The organism is uncultured Aliiroseovarius sp. (assembly GCF_947492455.1).
In the GTDB taxonomy this organism is placed as follows: Bacteria; Pseudomonadota; Alphaproteobacteria; order Rhodobacterales; family Rhodobacteraceae; genus Aliiroseovarius.
This window is the reverse complement of record NZ_CANLNB010000002.1, coordinates 78,486-96,482: the sequence shown is the minus strand read 5'-3', so window position 1 is coordinate 96,482 and position 17,997 is coordinate 78,486. Positions and strand designations below refer to the sequence as shown.

Genomic DNA, 17,997 nt, shown 5'->3' with positions numbered 1-17,997 from the left:
GATAGGAGCCACCATGTCCAAAAGCCTGAAACGGGTCAAAACCGCGCTGGAAGACGCGGGCATCGCCACGGACGTGGTCGAGATGTCCGACGGCACCCGGACCGCTGCAGATGCTGCCCGCGCCTGCGGTTGCGAGATCGACCAGATTGCCAAATCGATCATCTTTCGTGGCGAGACCTCGGGCCATGTGGTGCTGTTTCTGACCGCTGGCGGCAATCAGGTGGATGCTGCGAAGGCGTCGGCTTTGGCGGGCGAGCCTTTGGGCAAGGCGGATGCGAAACTGATCCGCGCCGAGACCGGATTTGCTATCGGCGGCGTGTCCCCGGTTGGGCTGACCAATCCGGTCCGCGCCTTCTATGACGCACGTCTGTTGGAATTTGACGAGGTTTGGGCCGCAGCAGGCACACCGCGGCACGTGTTCCCCGCCGCACCCACTGATCTGATCCGTATCTGCGGCGCGCAGCCGGGCGATTTCACCTGAGCGTCAGCCGCAGCCCGATCCGGCGGCTTGGGTCAGAAGCGTCAGCAGACGTAGGAACTCACGCTGATCATCGAGCGAGAGCTGATCCAGCATCTCTGTGTTCTGCTCACCGATGATGCCAAAGATCGAGGGCATCAGCGCCCGGCCCTCGTCTGTCAGATACACACGATGCGTGCGCTTAGACTGTTCATCCTGTTTGCGCGCGACCAATCCCCGCGCCTCCAACGCATCCAGAGCACGCGAGACTGTGTAGCCCGCGATCCGCAGCCCCTCGCCGATGTCGGTCTGGCTTGCGCCTTCCTTTTCAGTCAGCGCCATCAGCACGATGAAGTGGTCCATCTTCAACCCGTGGGCCTTCAGCCGCGCCTGCATCCGGGTTTCCGTCATGCAGGCCAACCGCTGCAACATCCACCCTGCGCTGGTCGTACGCGTCTGATGCGCTTGATCGCATAGGGTTGGGTGCACAGAGTCTGGTTTGTTCATGGTCACATCTCGGCAGATTTATCGCGGCATTTGGCCATAACATAGGTGACAACATTTGCAATTGCAAATTTCTGCTTGCTATATTTGCAATTGCAAGTATCGTAACATCACTATCCAGCGAATGAGAAAAGCCATGAAACGCTATCACCCCCTCCTTGTCGCCATCCACTGGCTTGTTGCCCTGATGATTATCATCGCCTTGGTCATGGGCTCGAATGTGCTTGCGGCCCTGCCCAATGATCACCCGGACAAAATGTTCAGCCTGCGTGGCCATATGTCGATTGGCATCATCGTCGGCGTTCTGATGATCGTGCGGCTTGTCACCCGCCTGCGCAGCACGCCTCCGCCGAAAGCCGATACCGGAAGCGGAATCCTGAACCTCGCGGGCACGGCGGCGCATTGGGTGCTCTACATCCTGATCTTCCTGATGGTCGCCAGCGGCATCGGCATCTCGATCGGCGCCGGCCTGCCCGACATCGTGTTCTTCGGCGCAGACACGCCCCTGCCCGAGAGCTTTGACGACCTTGCCCCACGCACGGCGCATGGCGTTATCTCGAAGCTTCTGGCCCTGACCATTCTGGCGCATATCGCGGGTTGGGCGTATCACCAATTCAAGCTGAAAGACGGGCTTATCAGCCGTATGTGGTTTGGCTCGCGCAGCTAAACACCCCCCAAAGACCCCACGAAAAGCCGCCAGAGATGGCGGCTTTTTTCGTTTGTATTCAGTACCCTAATAAAATAATGTAAAATACTTTCACATTTATCCTTGAACCCACCCCCGAAACTCCCACATCTTAGTCATGTGAAAGGCATTCACATTCAACTCATAGTCAGCACGATGGAGACCCTAATGAACACCGCCGCCCACACGACCCACTACGAAACCACCCCCCGTGGCTGGTTCTCTCGCGCCGAGGCGTGGCTGGACGCACGTGGTAAAGGCGCTTGGATCGCCACCATGGTCGTCAGCTTCATCCTTTTTTGGCCCGTCGGCCTTGCCCTTCTTGCATATATGATCTGGAGCAAACGCATGTTTTCGAAATCCTGTTCCCACCGCCGTCACCACGACAGTCAGACTTGGCAGGACCGTCACATGTCGCACCGCCACGGGTTCGCAAGCTCGGGCAACACCGCGTTTGACGCCTACAAGGCCGACACGCTGCGCCGCCTGATGAGCGAGCAGGAAGCCTTTGAAGCCTTCCTTGAGCGTCTGCGCGCCGCGAAGGACAAGTCCGAATTCGACCAGTTCATGGAAGAACGCGCCGAGGCTGCTCGCAATTCGCATATCGACGAACATGACATCGACGAAGACGTCGAGGACGTGGCCGAGGATGTCGAAATCCTGGATGAACCCAAGCGCAAAAAGAAGTAAAACAGGCAAGAGTTCGCCTTCCCCCCGGCCCTTATCCTTAGGGGCCGGGTTCTGCATGACCCAAGAAAGATGCACCTACCGACATGACCCATTCTTATGATCCTCGCAGCAATTCCAACGGCGCAGGCCTTTGGGGCTTGCCGGACCCGGACACGCAGGCCGAGTTCTATCAGGACGTGACGCTAAAGCGCCTGCTGGCGTGGGTCATCGACGTGGCTCTGATCGTTGCCATCTGCTTTGTCATCGGGCTGCTGACCTTCGGCATCGGCTTTTTCCTGTGGGGTCTGGTGTATCTGGCGGTTGGCTTTGTCTATCGCACCACCGCCCTGACCAACAAATCCGCGACCCTTGGCATGCGCCTAACCGCGATCGAGCTGCGCCGTCATGACGGACAGCGCTTTGATCGCCAGACCGCCGCCCTGCACACGCTGGGCTATTACCTGTCGATGTCGACCTTCGTGCTGCAGACGATCTCGATCGTGATGATGTTCACCACCGCGCGCGGTCAGGGTCTTGGCGACATGGTTCTGGGCACCGCCGCCATTAACCGCGCCGCCGAGCGTCGCTAAGCCAAATTAAGCAAACAAAGCCCCCGTTTACCCTGACAGTTAACGGGGGCTTGCCCGCAACCGCATGGTCGCGTTAGGCTCGTTCCGATTTGACATGATGACGAGAGACCATGCGCCACACACTTCCGCTTGCCCCTCAGTTCTATGTGACTGCTCCGCAGGAATGCCCCTATCTGGATGGGCGCATGGAGCGCAAGCTGTTCACGGCCCTTCAGGGTGAGCATGCGGAGACACTGAACGACACCCTGTCTAAGCAAGGGTTCCGTCGGTCGCAAAACGTCCTCTACCGTCCGTCCTGCGCCGAATGCTCGGCCTGCCTGTCCGCGCGCATCCGGGTGGCCGACTTCAAACCCAGTAAAAGCCAGCGCCGCACCGCCAAGCGCAACGCGATCCTTGAACGCCGCGCGCGGGCCCCATGGGCCAGCGAAGACCAGTACGAGCTGTTCCGCCGCTATCTGGACACGCGCCACGCCGAAGGTGGTATGGCGGATATGGATGTGTTCGAGTTCGCCGCGATGATCGAGGAAACCCCGATCAAAAGCCGCGTGATTGAATATGCCGAGCGCGGCCCGGATCAGCATCCGGGCGACGACGCCACCGGCCCCTTGCGCGCGGTCTGTCTGACCGATGTTCTGGAAGACGGGTTGTCGATGGTCTATTCCTTCTACGATCCCGACTGGCATCGCAAATCCCTTGGCACCTATATGATCCTCGATCATATCGACATCGCACGCGAGGCGGGCCTGCCCTACGTTTATCTGGGCTATTGGGTGCCGGGCAGCCCGAAGATGGATTACAAGGCCACGTTCTCGTCCATCGAAATCTACCGCGACAACCATTGGACCCCGCTGATCACGGACGAGGATTACTCGGCCGAGCTGCACCCCCTGTCCACCGATCCCATCGCTGAACAGGTCGCCAGCATCACCCTGCCGGACACCGCCAGCAAAGTGCATCGCGACGCCTGATTGGGTGCCAAAGCTTTGTGATTTGCTGCATCTGCACAGTTTCCTGCGGTAAAAATGGCGGAATGTCGTGCGCACACGGCCCAAATTTCCATAAATTGCGCCCAACCCACCCCAACAAGACCGAAAATTACAAAAAATTCACCTCCGCGACATTTTCTACGCGCTTTCGCTGTTGACGCCCCCCTCCACCCCTCATAATGTCCCGCGCACATATTGAAGAAGCCTTCAAGGATCCCCTTGGGCAAGAACACGGGAAATACTGCAATGCGCAGCGTCCTAGTACTTGTTGGAAATTGGCGCATGGGCCGGTAACGGAACCATATTGGAACCCCATGCGCCCCCGAGAAAATCGGGGGCTTTTTTGTGAGAAGCGCACGTGGAACGGAGAAGAAGATGACACGTCAGATGACCGGAGCGAAAATGGTAGTTCAAGCCCTGAAGGATCAGGGTGTGGACACAGTCTTTGGCTATCCCGGGGGCGCTGTCCTACCGATTTATGACGAAATTTTTCAGCAGAATGACATTCGTCACATCCTTGTCCGCCACGAACAGGGCGCTGTGCACGCCGCCGAGGGGTACGCCCGCGCGACCGGCAAGCCCGGCGTTGTTCTGGTAACCTCCGGCCCCGGCGCGACGAACGCCGTGACCGGCCTGACCGATGCGCTGCTGGACTCGATCCCGCTGGTTGTTCTGACCGGCCAGGTTCCGACCTTCATGATCGGCACCGATGGGTTCCAGGAAGCCGACACTGTGGGCATCACCCGCCCCTGCACCAAGCATAACTGGCTGGTGAAAGAGACTGACAAGCTGTCGGAAACCATCCATCAGGCGTTCCATGTGGCGACCTCGGGCCGTCCGGGTCCGACGCTGATCGACATTCCGAAGGACGTACAGTTCGCCACCGGCGACTACACGCCGCCCGCCAAGACCGAAACGGGCCACTATCAGCCGCAGATGCGTGGTGACATCGACGCAATCACCGAGCTGGCCGAACTGATGGAAACCGCCGAACGCCCGATCTTCTATACCGGTGGTGGCGTAATCAATTCGGGCCCTGCGGCAAGCCAGCTTCTGCGTGAGCTGGTGGACGCAACCGGCTTCCCGATCACCTCGACCCTGATGGGGCTGGGCGCCTACCCGGCGTCGGGCGAACAGTGGCTGGGCATGCTGGGGATGCACGGCCTGTATGAAGCCAACATGGCCATGCATGACTGTGACCTGATGATCTGCGTTGGCGCACGTTTCGACGACCGGATCACTGGCCGCCTTGACGCATTCAGCCCGAACTCGAAAAAGGCGCATATCGACATTGATCCCAGTTCGATCAACAAGGTGGTGCACGTGGACCTGCCGATCGTTGGCGATGTGGGCCACGTTCTGGAAGACCTGTTGAAGGTCTGGAAGGCGCGCGGACGCAAGACCAACAAGGACGGTCTGGCCAAATGGACCCAGCAGATTGCCGAATGGAAAGAACGCCGCTGCCTGTCCTATCGCAACACCGACAACGTCATCCAACCGCAATACGCGCTGGAACGTCTTGAGGCGCTGACCAAGGACAAGGACCGCTATGTGGCCACTGAAGTGGGCCAGCACCAGATGTGGGCTGCGCAGTTCATGGGCTTCGAGGATCCGAACCGCTGGCTGACCTCGGGTGGTCTGGGCACGATGGGTTATGGCCTGCCGGCCTCGCTGGGCGCGCAGATCGCACATCCGGACGCCTGCGTCATCAACGTGGCGGGCGATGCCTCGTGGCTGATGAACATGCAGGAAATGGGCACCGCGGTTCAGTTCCGCGCGCCGATCAAGCAGTTCATCCTGAACAACGAACGTCTGGGCATGGTGCGCCAGTGGCAAGAACTGCTGCACGGCGAGCGCTATTCGCACAGCTGGTCGGAAAGCCTGCCGGACTTCGTGAAGCTGGCCGAGGCATTCGGCTGTAAAGGCCGTCAGGTATCTGACCCGGCCGAGCTGGACGATGCCATTCAGGAAATGCTGGACTATGACGGCCCGTTCATTCTGGACGTTCTGGTCGAGAAACACGCCAACTGCTTCCCGATGATCCCATCGGGCGCACCGCACAATGACATGCTGATGGGCGAAGCCGAGACGCAGGGCGTCATCGGTGCCGCTGGCGCAACACTGGTTTAAGGAGGGCCTCTAAATGTCTGCACTAAAAATCAAAAAAGGCTCTTCCCGCAAGTCGGCCTATGACCTACGCGACCCGAACTCGGACATCATCGAACGCCACACGCTGGCCTGCGTGGTGGACAACGAAGCGGGTGTTCTGGCACGCGTGATCGGTCTGTTCTCGGGCCGTGGCTATAACATCGAAAGCCTGACCGTGGCCGAGGTTGATCACGAAGGTCACCTGTCGCGCATCACCATCGTGACCACCGGCACGCCCGCCGTGATCGAACAGATCAAGGCACAGCTGGGCCGTATCGTCCCTGTGCACGAAGTGCATGACCTGACGGTCGAAGGCCCGGCGGTCGAGCGTGAACTGGCGCTGCTGAAAGTCGAAGGTGCGGGCGACAAGCGCGTCGAGGCGTTGCGTCTGGCGGACATCTTCCGCGCCAATGTCGTAGACAGCACGCTGGACAGCTTCGTGTTCGAGATCACCGGCACGACCGAGAAGATCGACGCTTTTGCCGAACTGATGCGCCCGCTGGGCCTGTGCGAAGTCGCCCGTACGGGTGTCGCCGCCCTGCCCCGCGGCGTATAAACCAGCGCTTAGAAAAAACAGACGCCCGGTTGCAGTTGCGACCGGGCGTTTTTTGTTGGGGTCTCGGAAGGCCTAGGCCACCACACGCAAGGATGGGCGCCCCGCGCTTTTCTTTTGCTCAGCAAGGATGTCACGCAGATCTTCCGGCGGGATGCTGCCCTCGACACCCGAGACGATGACGACCGTACGATGCGTCTCGCGCTTGGCGACCTTGCAACGGATCAGCTGCCCCTGTTCCAGCGTGTCAATGCCATCCAGAACGGTGTATTGCGGGCGAATACACGCCAGCGCGCCCTGATCTTCACACCAGATCAGCCCATTTCCGTTCGCATCGTCATACCACAGCGCCAAACCCAGCATTGATCCCACTTTCACTTGTTAATCCACACCTGCCTGCCGAGCTGTTTTCGGCGTCTCGGAATATTGGCTATCGTATCCAATATTGTTAAGATGTCTCAGTTTTATGACATTGATCACCTCTGTCGAGCATGACCTATCGTAAAGAGGCCGCGCGCTGTTCATCTTGAGCCACAAAGAAAAACGGGGTGCCCGGCGGGCACCCCAGTTTCACTGATAGGGCTCATCATTGGTACCGCTCAGATTGTTTGCCTGCGGCCCTACCTGTGTCGGGGGCAAGCGCACCTGCCCCATGTTAGGATGGCGGGCATCCCCCGTACCCACCCTAACCTTGCCCGGGCCGCCACTTGGGACACGGCGGCCCAGACGAAACCGTTAGCTACAGCCCGTGGTCGACCCACAGGTGTTGCACTTCATGCAGGTGCCATTGCGCACCAGCGTGTAGTTTCCGCACTCGCCACAGGGATCGCCTTCGTAGCCCTGCATCTTGGCCTTGGTGCGTGCATCAATGGTGTTCACGGTCCCGGTCGAAACCGAGGTCTCGGTCACCGACATCTCGACCACAGCGGTGTCGCCACCCGCCGTTTCCGGCACCAACGTGTTCAAGGTCGCCACGGGATCGGTTCCGGTCAGAACGGTCCCGCCCGCTTCCGCACCACCCTGCAGCACCACCAGTTCTTGCGGCAGGCGCTTACGCAGGTAGCCGGTCGAGCTGATTTGCTTCAGCACTTCCAAGGACTTGGTGGCGGCACTCTCGGACGGTTCCTGAACGTTGGATACACCCTCTTCCTCGCCACGGCCCAGATCGTCGAACGTGGCCCCTTGCGGTTTCACATGTGCCAGATCGGTGCGGTCCAGATAGGATACGGCCAGTTCGCGGAAGATATAATCCAGGATAGACGTCGCGTTCTTGATCGAGTCGTTGCCCTGAACCATGCCCGCCGGTTCGAACTTGGTGAAGGTGAAGGCGTCCACGAACTCTTCCAGCGGCACGCCGTATTGCAGGCCGACCGACACGGCGATGGCGAAATTGTTCATCATCGCACGGAAGCCAGCGCCTTCCTTGTGCATGTCGATGAAGATCTCGCCCAGATTGCCGTCTTCGTATTCGCCGGTGCGCAGATAGACCTTGTGACCGCCGACGATGGCTTTCTGAGTGTAGCCCTTGCGGCGCTCGGGCAGCTTCTCGCGACCGCGTGCGACCTCTTTGATCACCACTTTCTCGATGATCTTCTCGGCCAGCGTCACGGCTTTTTCGTGGGTCGAACCCGAGGCCAGAATTTCTTCTGCCTCTTCGTCATCCTCGACCAGGGCCGCTGCCAAAGGCTGGCTCAGCTTCGAGCCATCGCGATAGAGCGCATTGGCCTTCACACCCAGTGACCAGCTGAGTTCATAGGCCTTCTGGCAATCCTCGATCGTGGCATCGTTGGGCATGTTGATCGTTTTCGAAATCGCGCCCGAAATGAACGACTGCGCAGCGGCCATCATGTGGATGTGGCTATCAACACTCAGGAAACGCTTGCCTTTTTTGCCGCACGGGTTGGCGCAGTCGAAGACGTTATAGTGCTCTTCCTTCAGGAACGGCGCACCTTCCAGCGTCATCGTGCCCAGAACGTGGTCGTTCGCGGCTTCGATGTCCTTGCGGGTGAAGCCAAGGTGACGCAGCAGGTTGAACTCGGGATCGTTCAGCTTGTCCGCTGGAATGCCAAGAACGTTGGTGCAGAACTCTTCGCCCAGGGTCCACTGGTTGAAGACAAAGCGGATGTCGAAGGCCGATGGCAGAGCTGCCTCGATCTTCTCGATTTCGTTTTGGCCAAAACCGTGGCCGATCAGGGTGGTGTGGTTGATCGCAGGGGCGTTGCCCATGGTGCCGTGACCGACGGCGTAGGCGATGATCTCTTCGATCTGCGCGCTGTCATAGCCCAGCTTCTCAAGAGCAGCCGGCACCGAGCGGTTGATGATCTTGAAGTAGCCACCACCGGCCAGCTTCTTGAACTTCACCAGCGCGAAGTCGGGCTCGATCCCGGTGGTGTCACAATCCATCACCAGACCAATGGTGCCGGTGGGCGCAATTACAGACACCTGCGCGTTGCGATAACCATGCTTTTCACCCAGTGCATAGGCTTCGTCCCACGCGCCCATAGCCAGATCGACCAGTTTGGCATCGGGGCAGTTTTTCAGGTCCAGCGGAACCGGTTTCACAGCCAAATCCTGATAACCTTCGCTGGCGCCGTAAGCTGCGTTGCGGTGGTTCTGGATGACGCGCAGCATGTGGTCCTTGTTGCGCTCGTAGCCCTCAAAGGCGCCCAGTTCGCTGGCGATCTCGGCCGAGGTCGCATAGGCTACACCGGTCATGATCGCGGTCAGCGCACCACAGAGCGCACGGCCCTCGTCACTGTCATAGCCATAGCCCATGTTCATCAGCAGGCCGCCGATGTTGGCATAGCCCAGACCCAAGGTGCGGAATACATAAGACAATTCCGCGATCTCTTTCGACGGGAACTGCGCCATCATGACCGAGATTTCCAGCGTGATGGTCCACAGGCGCGTGGCGTGCATGTAATCCTCGGCCTGGAATTGACCATCCTTCAGGAAGGTCAACAGGTTCATCGAGGCCAGATTACATGCGGTGTCGTCCAGGAACATGTATTCCGAGCACGGGTTCGAGCCGCGGATCTGGCCGTCTTCCGGGCAGGTGTGCCACGCATTAACTGTGTCGTGGTACTGGATGCCGGGATCTGCACAGGACCATGCGGCGTGGCCGATCTGCTCCCACAGATCGCGCGCTTTGATCGTCTTGGCGACCGAGCCGTCGGTGCGGCGGATGAGTTCCCAATCGGCGTCGGCTTCAACAGCTTTCAGGAAGCTGTCGGTCACGCGGACCGAATTGTTCGAGTTCTGGCCGGAGACGGTGGCATAGGCCTCGCTGTCCCAGTCTGTGTCATAGGTCGGGAATTCGATCGAGCCAAAGCCCTGCTTGGCATAGTCCAGCACGCGCTTGACGTAAGCCTCGGGGATCGCGACCTTTTTCGCCGAACGGACAGCATCTTTCAGCGTCTCGTTGACCTTCGGGTCATAGGCATCCTCTTCCTTGCCGTCCCACGCGCGGATGGCAGCGAAGATGTGGTTCAGATGCTGTTCGTGCATCTTCGAGCCAGCGACCAGCGAGGCCACCTTCTGCTCTTCCTTGACCTTCCAGTTGATGTATTCCTCGATATCCGGGTGGTCGGCATCGACGATTACCATCTTGGCCGCGCGACGGGTGGTGCCACCCGACTTGATCGCGCCAGCAGCGCGGTCACCGATTTTCAGGAAACCCATCAGGCCCGAGGATTTGCCACCACCCGACAGTGGTTCGTCCGCTGCGCGTAGGGACGAAAAGTTGGTGCCGGTGCCCGAGCCGTATTTGAACAGGCGCGCTTCGCGGACCCACAAGTCCATGATGCCGCCATCGCCCACCAGATCATCGCCGATCGACTGGATAAAGCAGGCATGCGGCTGCGGATGCTCATACGAAGACTTCGAGCGGGTCAGTTTGCGGGTCTTGTGGTCGACATAATAGTGGCCCTGTGCCGGACCATCGATGCCATAAGCCCAGTGCAGGCCTGTATTGAACCACTGGGGCGAGTTGGGCGCGGCACGCTGGCTGGCCAGCATGTGGCGCATTTCGTCGAAATAGGCACGGGCGTCTTCTTCGGTGGTGAAGTAACCACCCTTCCAACCCCAATAGGCCCACGCGCCAGCTAGACGGTCAAACACCTGCTTGGCCGAGGTCTCGCCACCAAAGCGTTCTTCTTCGGGCAGATCTTCCATGGCCTTTTCATCCGGGACCGAGCGCCACAGGAATTCGGGAACGCCTTTTTCCTTCACCTTCTTCAGGACAGCGGGGACCCCCGCTTTACGGAAATATTTCTGCGCAATCACATCCGAGGCCACTTGGCTCCAGCTTGTGGGGACTTCGCATTCGTCCAGTTTGAAGACGATGGTGCCATCCGGGTTGCGGATCTCCGATGCTGTGGTGGTGAAGTCCAGCTCGGAATATGCGCCCTGCCCGGATTTTGTGAATTTGCGTTCAATCTTCATTGTGCCCTGTCCAGTCCCTGTAGTTCTCCCCTGCGGCCCGTCAGCGCAAGGGATCTGCCCTTTTCCATCAAATTCGTGCTAGTCGAAGTGGCTGCGGATAGGACACAGGAATACCGTCGAGCGCCGCACGCTTTCAAAGCGTCGCACCCTTGAGACTTCAAAATCGAAGCATGGTCCCCTGTTTCACCCTACCAACCGCGAGCCACTATATATTGTGGCCCTTTCGACTAGCCCCCACAATCTGGCGTAGACCGCCCTATACCGTCAACGACAAATTCAGAGATATCCCCAACTCTTTTTTGTTGACGCAGGTGGCCGCGCGCGCGCCCGGATGTGTGTTGGTTGATTCTCGGTTAATACTACCTTTGCGTGTATCCTTATTTTGCTAGCAAATTGGCCCGCTTACGCACCGAACACCATATGTTGCTTGAAGTGATACGATCCACCACAAGCCATAGCGTAAAAAATGGGCATGCCCCAATGCTGCGATACAGCATTATTCGATTTCGCAAAACGCGCGTCGAATCTACGCGTGTTGGGCGACCACATCCGCCGAATTCCGACTCACTTGCGGGCACGTTGACTGGCGGTCTAAGGGAATGACGCGGGGATCCAATCGCCGAGAGGTCACCACATATAGTGGCATCCTCGCCTTGCGGAGATCTCAAACGACGAACTCTTTTTGTAGAAGAGTGGTCGGGACGGCAAGATTCGAACTTGCGACCCCCTGTACCCAAAACAGGTGCGCTACCAGGCTGCGCTACGTCCCGAACGCCCCCTCCTTACCGATGTGCATCAGCAATGAAAAGAGAGAAATCCCGACAAAATGCAATGTTGGTCGATTAATCCGAAATGGGCGCGTCACACGGCCAGACTGCCACGTCCTGATCAAAAGCCGGGTGCTGCAGTTCGCTGCCCTCACCGATGCCAAATCGCGCAGCCAGCCCGCCGTTTATTTCCAACACAGCGCTGACACCCGGCCCACCGTCAATTAGGGTTGTGTCATGGGGGATCGCGTTTTCATGAATGCGGGAAACTGATCCATCAGGGCGAATGAACAGCATGTCGAGCGGAATGAGCGTGTTCTTCATCCAGAAACCGACCTGCTGCGGTGCCTCGAACAGAAAAAGCATGCCGTGGGTCGTGGGCATGGTTTCGCGAAACATCAATCCTTGCGCCCGTTCATTGGGGTCGTCGGCGACCTCGATCGTGAAGGACGCCTGCCCCCAGTCACCGCGGATCGAGATGCGATCAAGCTGGCAATCCGACGCCAGAGCCCCGGTTGCGCCGACGCTTGCGCAACACGCAATCACGGCCGCGCGCAAGGAAAGGGTCAAGAAGCGGGCCCGTCGTCGACAGCCGCATCCCACGCATGCACGGACACCGCCATTTTGCCGCGCTTACCATCGGCCGCGCGAATGCTGATCGCCTCGCCCGGTTGCAGGTCCGCAAGACCCGAGCGGCGCAGAACCTCGATATGCACAAAAATGTCTTCAGAGCTGCCAAATGCATTGGCGAACCCAAATCCTTTGGCTTTGTCGAACCATTTGACGCGGGCAGGTTCCATATCTCCGATGCTGTCGGGATCGACCAGCCCTTCCACAATCTCTTCCAGCTGATGGATGCTGTCCCCTTCTGGGGGCGCAATCGACAAAACGCTGATCGCTTGATAGCCACGATCGGTGGCCTGAACGGTGATTTCGATGCTAGATCCGTCTGCGACAGAGCTTTGGCCAAAATTTCGCAACACATTGGCATGTAACAGAATATCTGCCCCACCTTCATTCGCAACCACAAACCCGAACCCCTTGTTCGGATCGAACCATTTGACCTGCCCTTGCACCACCTCTGGCGCGCGGGCATCACCCATCTGCGACATATCAACCTCTAGCACATTTCGTCCCCATATTTACTATTGGGGCGTTTGCACGGTCGACGCAAGCCCTCCGGCCCTGTATTTTTGGATAGGTAGAGCCAAAAAGCGGCAATATTTTCAGGGATTCAGCCGCTCGATCTTCCAGTTTTCATCCTGTCCTGTCCGCGTCCAGCGAAAGCGATCATGCAAGCGGAATGCCCCATCCGCCCAAAACTCGATTTCGCTTGGTTTAATGCGGTATCCGCCCCAAAATTCGGGCCGTTGAGGTGTCGGTCCATGCTGTGCAGTGACCTTTGCCACCTTGGCCATCAAACTCGCGCGGGACGACAGCGGTTGGCTCTGCCGCGACGCCCAGGCTCCGAGTTTGCTTTTCAGAGAACGTGACGCAAAGTAATTGTCGGCCTGAACCCCTTCTTCGCGAGTTACGGTTCCACGCACGCGAATTTGACGCCTGAGACTTTTCCAGTGCATGACGAATGCAGCCTTCCCAGCCTGTTCGATTTCCTGCGCTTTGACCGAGCCATAGTTCGTATAAAAAACGAACGCGTCGTCTTCGATGTCCTTCAGTAGCACCATCCGCGCATTTGGCAGACCGTCGGCATCAACGGTCGAAAGCGCAATCGCATTCGGATCGTTCAGCTCGCTTTTTTCGGCGTCGGCCAACCAGTTACGTGCAATTGCAAACGGGTCATCCCCCGCAAAAATTCCGTCACGTTCAGACATTTGCATTCCTTCTCACTCGGCCCACGATCGCATAGCCGCCTATCATAGGTTGGCCAAATCCCGCCATTTCACAAGCACATAGCGCCATGCCGGACTTGAAGACGTACCGTCAATCGCCTAAACGGTCTTAACGCAGTATCGCGGGACGAGGAATAATTATGTCGACCGAATTGATGAAGGGAAAGCGTGGCCTGATCATGGGGCTCGCAAATGATAAATCCATTGCATGGGGAATTGCGAAGGCTTGTGCCGACGCCGGCGCCGAGCTTGCCTTTTCCTATCAGGGCGAAGCACTGAAGAAGCGCGTTGGACCGCTGGCTGACCAGCTTGGGTCGGACATTGTTCTGGAATGCGACGTGGCAGATCAGGCGTCGATTGATGCGCTGTTCGCCGAGCTCGAGAAGAAATGGGGCAAGTTGGACTTCATCGTCCATGCCATTGGTTTCTCAGACAAAAACGAGCTTCGCGGCCGCTATGTCGACACCAGCCCGGAAAACTTCCGCATGACCATGGACATCTCGGTTTACAGCTTTACCGCTGTTGCGCGCCGCGCGGCCGATCTGATGACCGATGGTGGCTCGATGCTGACTCTGACCTATTACGGTGCCGAGCAGGTGATGCCGCACTATAACGTCATGGGCGTGGCCAAAGCCGCTCTGGAGGCGTCGGTACGTTATCTGGCCGAGGATCTGGGCAAGGACGGCATCCGCGTGAACTCGATCTCTGCCGGTCCGATCAAGACATTGGCTGCCTCGGGCATCGGTGATTTCCGTTATATCCTGAAATGGAACGAGCTGAACTCGCCCCTGCGCCGCAACGTGTCGATCAACGACGTGGGCAACTCGGCCCTGTATCTGTTGTCGGATCTGGGTGCTGGCGTGACCGGCGAGACCCACCATGTTGATGCTGGCTATCACGTGGTCGGCATGAAGGCCGTCGATGCGCCTGACATCGACGTGACCACCGGCCGCAAATAAGGAGCGCACAGCATGAGCGATCATCGTCTGCCGCACGAAAAAGGGTTCCACATCAGCTGGGATCAGATCCACCGCGACAGCCGTGCGCTGGCATGGCGTCTGGACGGTCAGGGCCCGGATGATGGTGCGTGGCGCGCTGTCGTCGCGATCACCCGTGGTGGTATGGCCCCCGCGATGATCGTCAGCCGCGAGCTCGACATCCGCACTGTGGATACGATCAGCGTCAAATCCTATCATGCCGGCGGCGGTAAAGCCGATCAGCAGCGGGACGCACAGGTGCTGAAATCACCGGATGCCGAGCTGATGGGCGATGGAGAAGGCATCCTGATTGTCGACGATCTGGTCGACAGCGGAAAAACGCTGGAGCTGGTCCGCGAGATGTACCCAAAGGCACATTTTGCGACCGTTTACGCCAAGCCCAAAGGCCGCCCACAGGTGGACACGTTCATCACGGAAGTCAGCCAGGACACTTGGATTTTCTTCCCGTGGGACATGGCGCTGCAGTATGTAGAGCCCTATCGCGGAACGGACTAAACCCTTCTGATAGAAACAAAAAACCCCGGCCAAGCCGGGGTTTTTTTATGGCCAGTTAGATGGCGAATTACTCGGCAGCTTCACCCGACGGATCTGTTACCTCAGGCGCAGGTTTTGCGTCTGCTTCCGAAGCCTCGTCCTTGCGGGCAGGCTTGCGCGGCTTGCGGGCGCGCGACGGCTGACGACGCGGCTTACTTTCAGGCGTCTCGACCAGACCGTTATCATCATCACCGGCAATATCGGGCTGCGGTGCGTCTGCCAGATCGGGCTGCGCGCCTTCGCCCGGCACGGGCTGCTCGGCTGCGGCATTTGCCTGCGCCTCGGCACGTTCGGCACGGGCGTCTTTCTCGCGTTGCTGGCGCTCGCGGTTTTGCTGATCAGCTTGCTGACGACGCGCCTCGATCTCGCGCTGCGCTTCACCCAGAAGGCGGGTGTAGTGTTCTGCGTGCTGCTGGAAGTTCTCACCGGCCACACGGTCGTTCGACAGGAACGCGTCGCGTGTCAGTTGGTTGTATTTGTCGATAATCTGCTGCGGCGTACCGCGCACCTTACCTTCCGGGCCCGAGCTATCATACACACGGTTGATGATGTTCCCCGGGTTATTCCGGTTGCGGTTCGACTTGTTGCGCGAACGTGATTTCGACGATCTCATAAGTAAGTATCCGGTCTCAGCACAGTCTTGCGGCCATCGCCGCGCTGTTGTCTCGGTCAAGGGCTGCGTGGCAGCCGGATGATCCGATTTTTAGGGCTTGTTCACAGCGGCGGTCCAAGTGGACTGCGGCGCTGCTACACTTGCTAACCATGTGGCCCGGGAAAACACAAGCCTTATGTGGAATATTTGCCCGATTTGGCGGTATTTTGCGTCATTATCAGGGTTTAGGACACAGACTGAAGGTTACGCCCTTTGAAACCCCAAGGCCGCCACAACGCGATCTTTCCCTGCCAGATCCTGATGGACCGTGACATCTGAAAACCCGGCAGAACGACAAAGCGCGGACACGGCGTCACCTTGCAGGTGCCCGATTTCAAGCAGCAACCGCCCGCACTTAGCCAAATATTCGGGCGCGGCTTGAGCAATGATCCGATAGGCGTCCAAACCGTCACCGCCGGGGGTCAGAGCCATATGTGGCTCCCAATCGCGCACCTCGGGCGACAACTCGACCATCTCATCCTGCGTAATGTAAGGCGGGTTCGAGACGATCAGGTCAAAGCGTGACGTGGTCTCAAGCGGGGCGAACCAACTCCCCTCATGCAACGTGACACGATCCTGTACGCCAAGCTGATTGGCATTTTGGCGGGCCACGTCCAGCGCCGCCTCAGAGAGGTCCACCCCCTGCCCAATGGTTTCGGGGCGTTCTGCCAGCAATGACAACAGGATACAGCCCGATCCTGTGCCAAGATCCAAAACCGATTCAAATGGCGCCGACAGAGCCAGATCAACCAAAAGCTCGGTATCTGGGCGAGGATCCAGCACGTCGGGTGTCACAATGAAGTCGCGCCCGTAAAACGCGCGCTGTCCGACGATTTGCGCGACGGGCTGGCGTTTGAGGCGGGCCTCGATGGCCCGTTCGAACGCACCTGCTTGATCGTACGTCACGTCGTCATGCATCACCAAGGTTAGGCGGCTGCGATCCACTCCCAACGCATGGGCCAGAAGAATCCGTGCATCCCGCGCCGGATCGTCGATCCCGGCCTCGCGCAACCGCGCAACGGCCCCGGCCAGCAGCACCGCCCCGGTCGTCACGCGTCCAGATCCGCCAGTTGCGCGGCTTGGGCTTCGGCGGTCAACGCATCCACAATCTCGTCCAGATCGCCGCCCATGATCTGATCCAGCTTGTAAAGCGTCAGGTTGATGCGGTGGTCCGTCATGCGGCCCTGTGGGAAGTTATAGGTGCGGATCCGTTCCGAGCGATCGCCCGACCCGACCTGAGACTTCCGATCCGCCGCCCGTTCGCTGTCAACGCGCTGACGTTCCAGATCGTAAAGCCGCGTCTTCAGAACTTGCATCGCGATCTCGCGGTTGCGGTGCTGCGATTTCTCGGAACTCACCACCATGATCCCCGTGGGCAGGTGGGTAATCCGCACCGCCGAATCCGTCGTGTTCACGTGCTGACCACCCGAGCCAGACGCCCGCATCGTGTCGATCCGCAGATCACCGGGTTCGATCTGAATGTCCACATCTTCGGCCTCCGGCAGCACCGCCACTGTCGCGGCCGAGGTATGGATCCGCCCGCCGCTTTCGGTTTCCGGCACGCGCTGCACACGGTGCACGCCGCTTTCGTACTTCAGCCGTGCAAAGACGCCCTCGCCCTTCACATGGACGGTGACCTCTTTGATGCCCCCAAGCTCGGACAGGCTTTGCTCCACAATATCAAAGCTCCAGCCGCGCGATTCTGCATAGCGTTGGTACATCCGCAGAAGGTCGCCGGCGAACAAGGCCGCCTCGTCCCCACCTGTGCCGGGGCGGATCTCGATCATCGCCGGGCGCGCATCGGCTGCGTCCTTGGGCAAGAGCGCCAGCCGCATGGATTGCTCCATCTCGGGCAGGCGTTCGCGCAGGGCGGGCAGCTCTTCCTCGGCCAATTCCCGCATGTCGGGATCGTCCATCATCAGCTCGGCCTCGGCGATGTCATCCAGAAGCTGCTGATAGCTGGCGATTTCATCCACCACCGGCTTCAGCTCGGCATATTCGCGTCCAAGAGCTGCAATTTCATCGCCCGACAGGCCCTCGGCCATACGGGCTTCGAGATACTGAAAGCGCTCGGTGATCGCGTTGAGTTTTTCCATAGGAACCATGGGGATGGTGTCTATGATTACGGGAGTTTGGTCAAGGGGCGCGGGCATGCTAGACT

18 protein-coding genes and 1 tRNA gene are annotated in these 17,997 nt (G+C 58.9%); 9 read left to right on the top strand and 10 right to left on the bottom strand.

The genetic code is table 11. The annotated features are described in order from the left end of the window. Positions 1-13: 13 nt before the first annotated feature. Positions 14-481: a YbaK/EbsC family protein gene (locus Q0677_RS03855; protein ID WP_298906033.1), complete on the top strand. Its 468-nt coding sequence runs from the start codon at positions 14-16 to the stop codon at positions 479-481. Between the two features lie 3 nt (positions 482-484). On the opposite strand, the gene Q0677_RS03850 is transcribed toward Q0677_RS03855, so the two are convergent. Continuing rightward, a complete protein-coding gene (locus tag Q0677_RS03850; RefSeq protein ID WP_298906030.1) occupies positions 485-964 on the bottom strand; it encodes a MarR family winged helix-turn-helix transcriptional regulator in 480 nt (159 codons plus the stop codon). Positions 965-1,097: 133 nt separating this feature from the next. Between Q0677_RS03850 and Q0677_RS03845 the strand changes: the two genes are divergently transcribed. The 6 genes from Q0677_RS03845 to ilvN all read left to right on the top strand — a co-directional run bounded on the left by Q0677_RS03845 (position 1,098) and on the right by ilvN (position 6,595). Further along, complete coding sequence (locus Q0677_RS03845) at positions 1,098-1,628, top strand: cytochrome b/b6 domain-containing protein (protein ID WP_298906027.1); 531 nt, start codon at positions 1,098-1,100, stop codon at positions 1,626-1,628. Positions 1,629-1,814: 186 nt separating this feature from the next. Beyond that, positions 1,815-2,336 (top strand): DUF2852 domain-containing protein, encoded by a 522-nt coding sequence (locus tag Q0677_RS03840; RefSeq protein ID WP_282064713.1) that lies wholly within the window; start codon positions 1,815-1,817, stop codon positions 2,334-2,336. Between the two features lie 83 nt (positions 2,337-2,419). Next, positions 2,420-2,905, top strand: a complete 486-nt coding sequence (locus Q0677_RS03835; protein WP_298906024.1) for an RDD family protein — start codon at positions 2,420-2,422, stop codon at positions 2,903-2,905. Between the two features lie 110 nt (positions 2,906-3,015). Beyond that, positions 3,016-3,873: an arginyltransferase gene (locus tag Q0677_RS03830; RefSeq protein WP_298906021.1), complete on the top strand. Its 858-nt coding sequence runs from the start codon at positions 3,016-3,018 to the stop codon at positions 3,871-3,873. A gap of 393 nt (positions 3,874-4,266) precedes the next feature. Then, on the top strand, positions 4,267-6,021 hold the full coding sequence (locus Q0677_RS03825; RefSeq protein ID WP_298906018.1) for an acetolactate synthase 3 large subunit: 1,755 nt from the start codon (positions 4,267-4,269) through the stop codon (positions 6,019-6,021). A 13-nt stretch (positions 6,022-6,034) separates the two neighbouring features. Further along, positions 6,035-6,595: an acetolactate synthase small subunit gene (ilvN, locus tag Q0677_RS03820; RefSeq protein WP_133488740.1), complete on the top strand. Its 561-nt coding sequence runs from the start codon at positions 6,035-6,037 to the stop codon at positions 6,593-6,595. 72 nt (positions 6,596-6,667) lie between these two features. On the opposite strand, the gene Q0677_RS03815 is transcribed toward ilvN, so the two are convergent. From Q0677_RS03815 to pdxH, 6 genes are all read right to left on the bottom strand, one after another. Continuing rightward, entirely contained in the window at positions 6,668-6,970 is a 303-nt protein-coding gene (locus tag Q0677_RS03815; protein WP_298906014.1) for a hypothetical protein, read from the bottom strand. Positions 6,971-7,327: 357 nt separating this feature from the next. Continuing rightward, positions 7,328-11,035, bottom strand: a complete 3,708-nt coding sequence (locus tag Q0677_RS03810) for a vitamin B12-dependent ribonucleotide reductase (RefSeq protein WP_298906011.1) — start codon at positions 11,033-11,035, stop codon at positions 7,328-7,330. Positions 11,036-11,728: 693 nt separating this feature from the next. After that, a tRNA-Pro gene (locus Q0677_RS03805) sits at positions 11,729-11,805 on the bottom strand. A gap of 72 nt (positions 11,806-11,877) precedes the next feature. Next, positions 11,878-12,372 (bottom strand): DUF192 domain-containing protein, encoded by a 495-nt coding sequence (locus tag Q0677_RS03800; protein ID WP_298906008.1) that lies wholly within the window; start codon positions 12,370-12,372, stop codon positions 11,878-11,880. Further along, positions 12,369-12,905 carry a cold shock protein gene (locus Q0677_RS03795; protein ID WP_298907478.1) on the bottom strand — a complete coding sequence of 179 codons (537 nt, stop codon included), beginning with the start codon at positions 12,903-12,905 and terminating at the stop codon, positions 12,369-12,371. Before Q0677_RS03795 ends, Q0677_RS03800 begins: the two co-directional genes overlap by 4 nt. A gap of 123 nt (positions 12,906-13,028) precedes the next feature. Then, positions 13,029-13,634, bottom strand: coding sequence for a pyridoxamine 5'-phosphate oxidase (pdxH, locus tag Q0677_RS03790; RefSeq protein WP_298906005.1), 606 nt, complete (start codon positions 13,632-13,634; stop codon positions 13,029-13,031). A gap of 158 nt (positions 13,635-13,792) precedes the next feature. Between pdxH and fabI the strand changes: the two genes are divergently transcribed. Both fabI and gpt read left to right on the top strand, forming a co-directional pair. Next, positions 13,793-14,611 carry an enoyl-ACP reductase FabI gene (gene fabI, locus Q0677_RS03785; protein WP_298906002.1) on the top strand — a complete coding sequence of 273 codons (819 nt, stop codon included), beginning with the start codon at positions 13,793-13,795 and terminating at the stop codon, positions 14,609-14,611. A 12-nt stretch (positions 14,612-14,623) separates the two neighbouring features. Then, positions 14,624-15,145, top strand: coding sequence for a xanthine phosphoribosyltransferase (gpt, locus tag Q0677_RS03780; protein ID WP_282064703.1), 522 nt, complete (start codon positions 14,624-14,626; stop codon positions 15,143-15,145). Positions 15,146-15,212: 67 nt separating this feature from the next. Here the strand turns inward: gpt and Q0677_RS03775 are convergent, their stop codons facing one another. From Q0677_RS03775 to prfA, 3 genes are all read right to left on the bottom strand, one after another. Continuing rightward, positions 15,213-15,797, bottom strand: a complete 585-nt coding sequence (locus tag Q0677_RS03775) for a DUF4167 domain-containing protein (RefSeq protein WP_298905999.1) — start codon at positions 15,795-15,797, stop codon at positions 15,213-15,215. A 243-nt stretch (positions 15,798-16,040) separates the two neighbouring features. Next, the gene (prmC, locus tag Q0677_RS03770; RefSeq protein WP_298905996.1) at positions 16,041-16,889 is read right to left on the bottom strand and encodes a peptide chain release factor N(5)-glutamine methyltransferase; all 849 of its coding nucleotides are present in this window, start codon (positions 16,887-16,889) and stop codon (positions 16,041-16,043) included. Then, complete coding sequence (prfA, locus tag Q0677_RS03765) at positions 16,886-17,941, bottom strand: peptide chain release factor 1 (RefSeq protein ID WP_133488757.1); 1,056 nt, start codon at positions 17,939-17,941, stop codon at positions 16,886-16,888. Before prfA ends, prmC begins: the two co-directional genes overlap by 4 nt. Between the last annotated feature and the right edge of the window lie 56 nt (positions 17,942-17,997).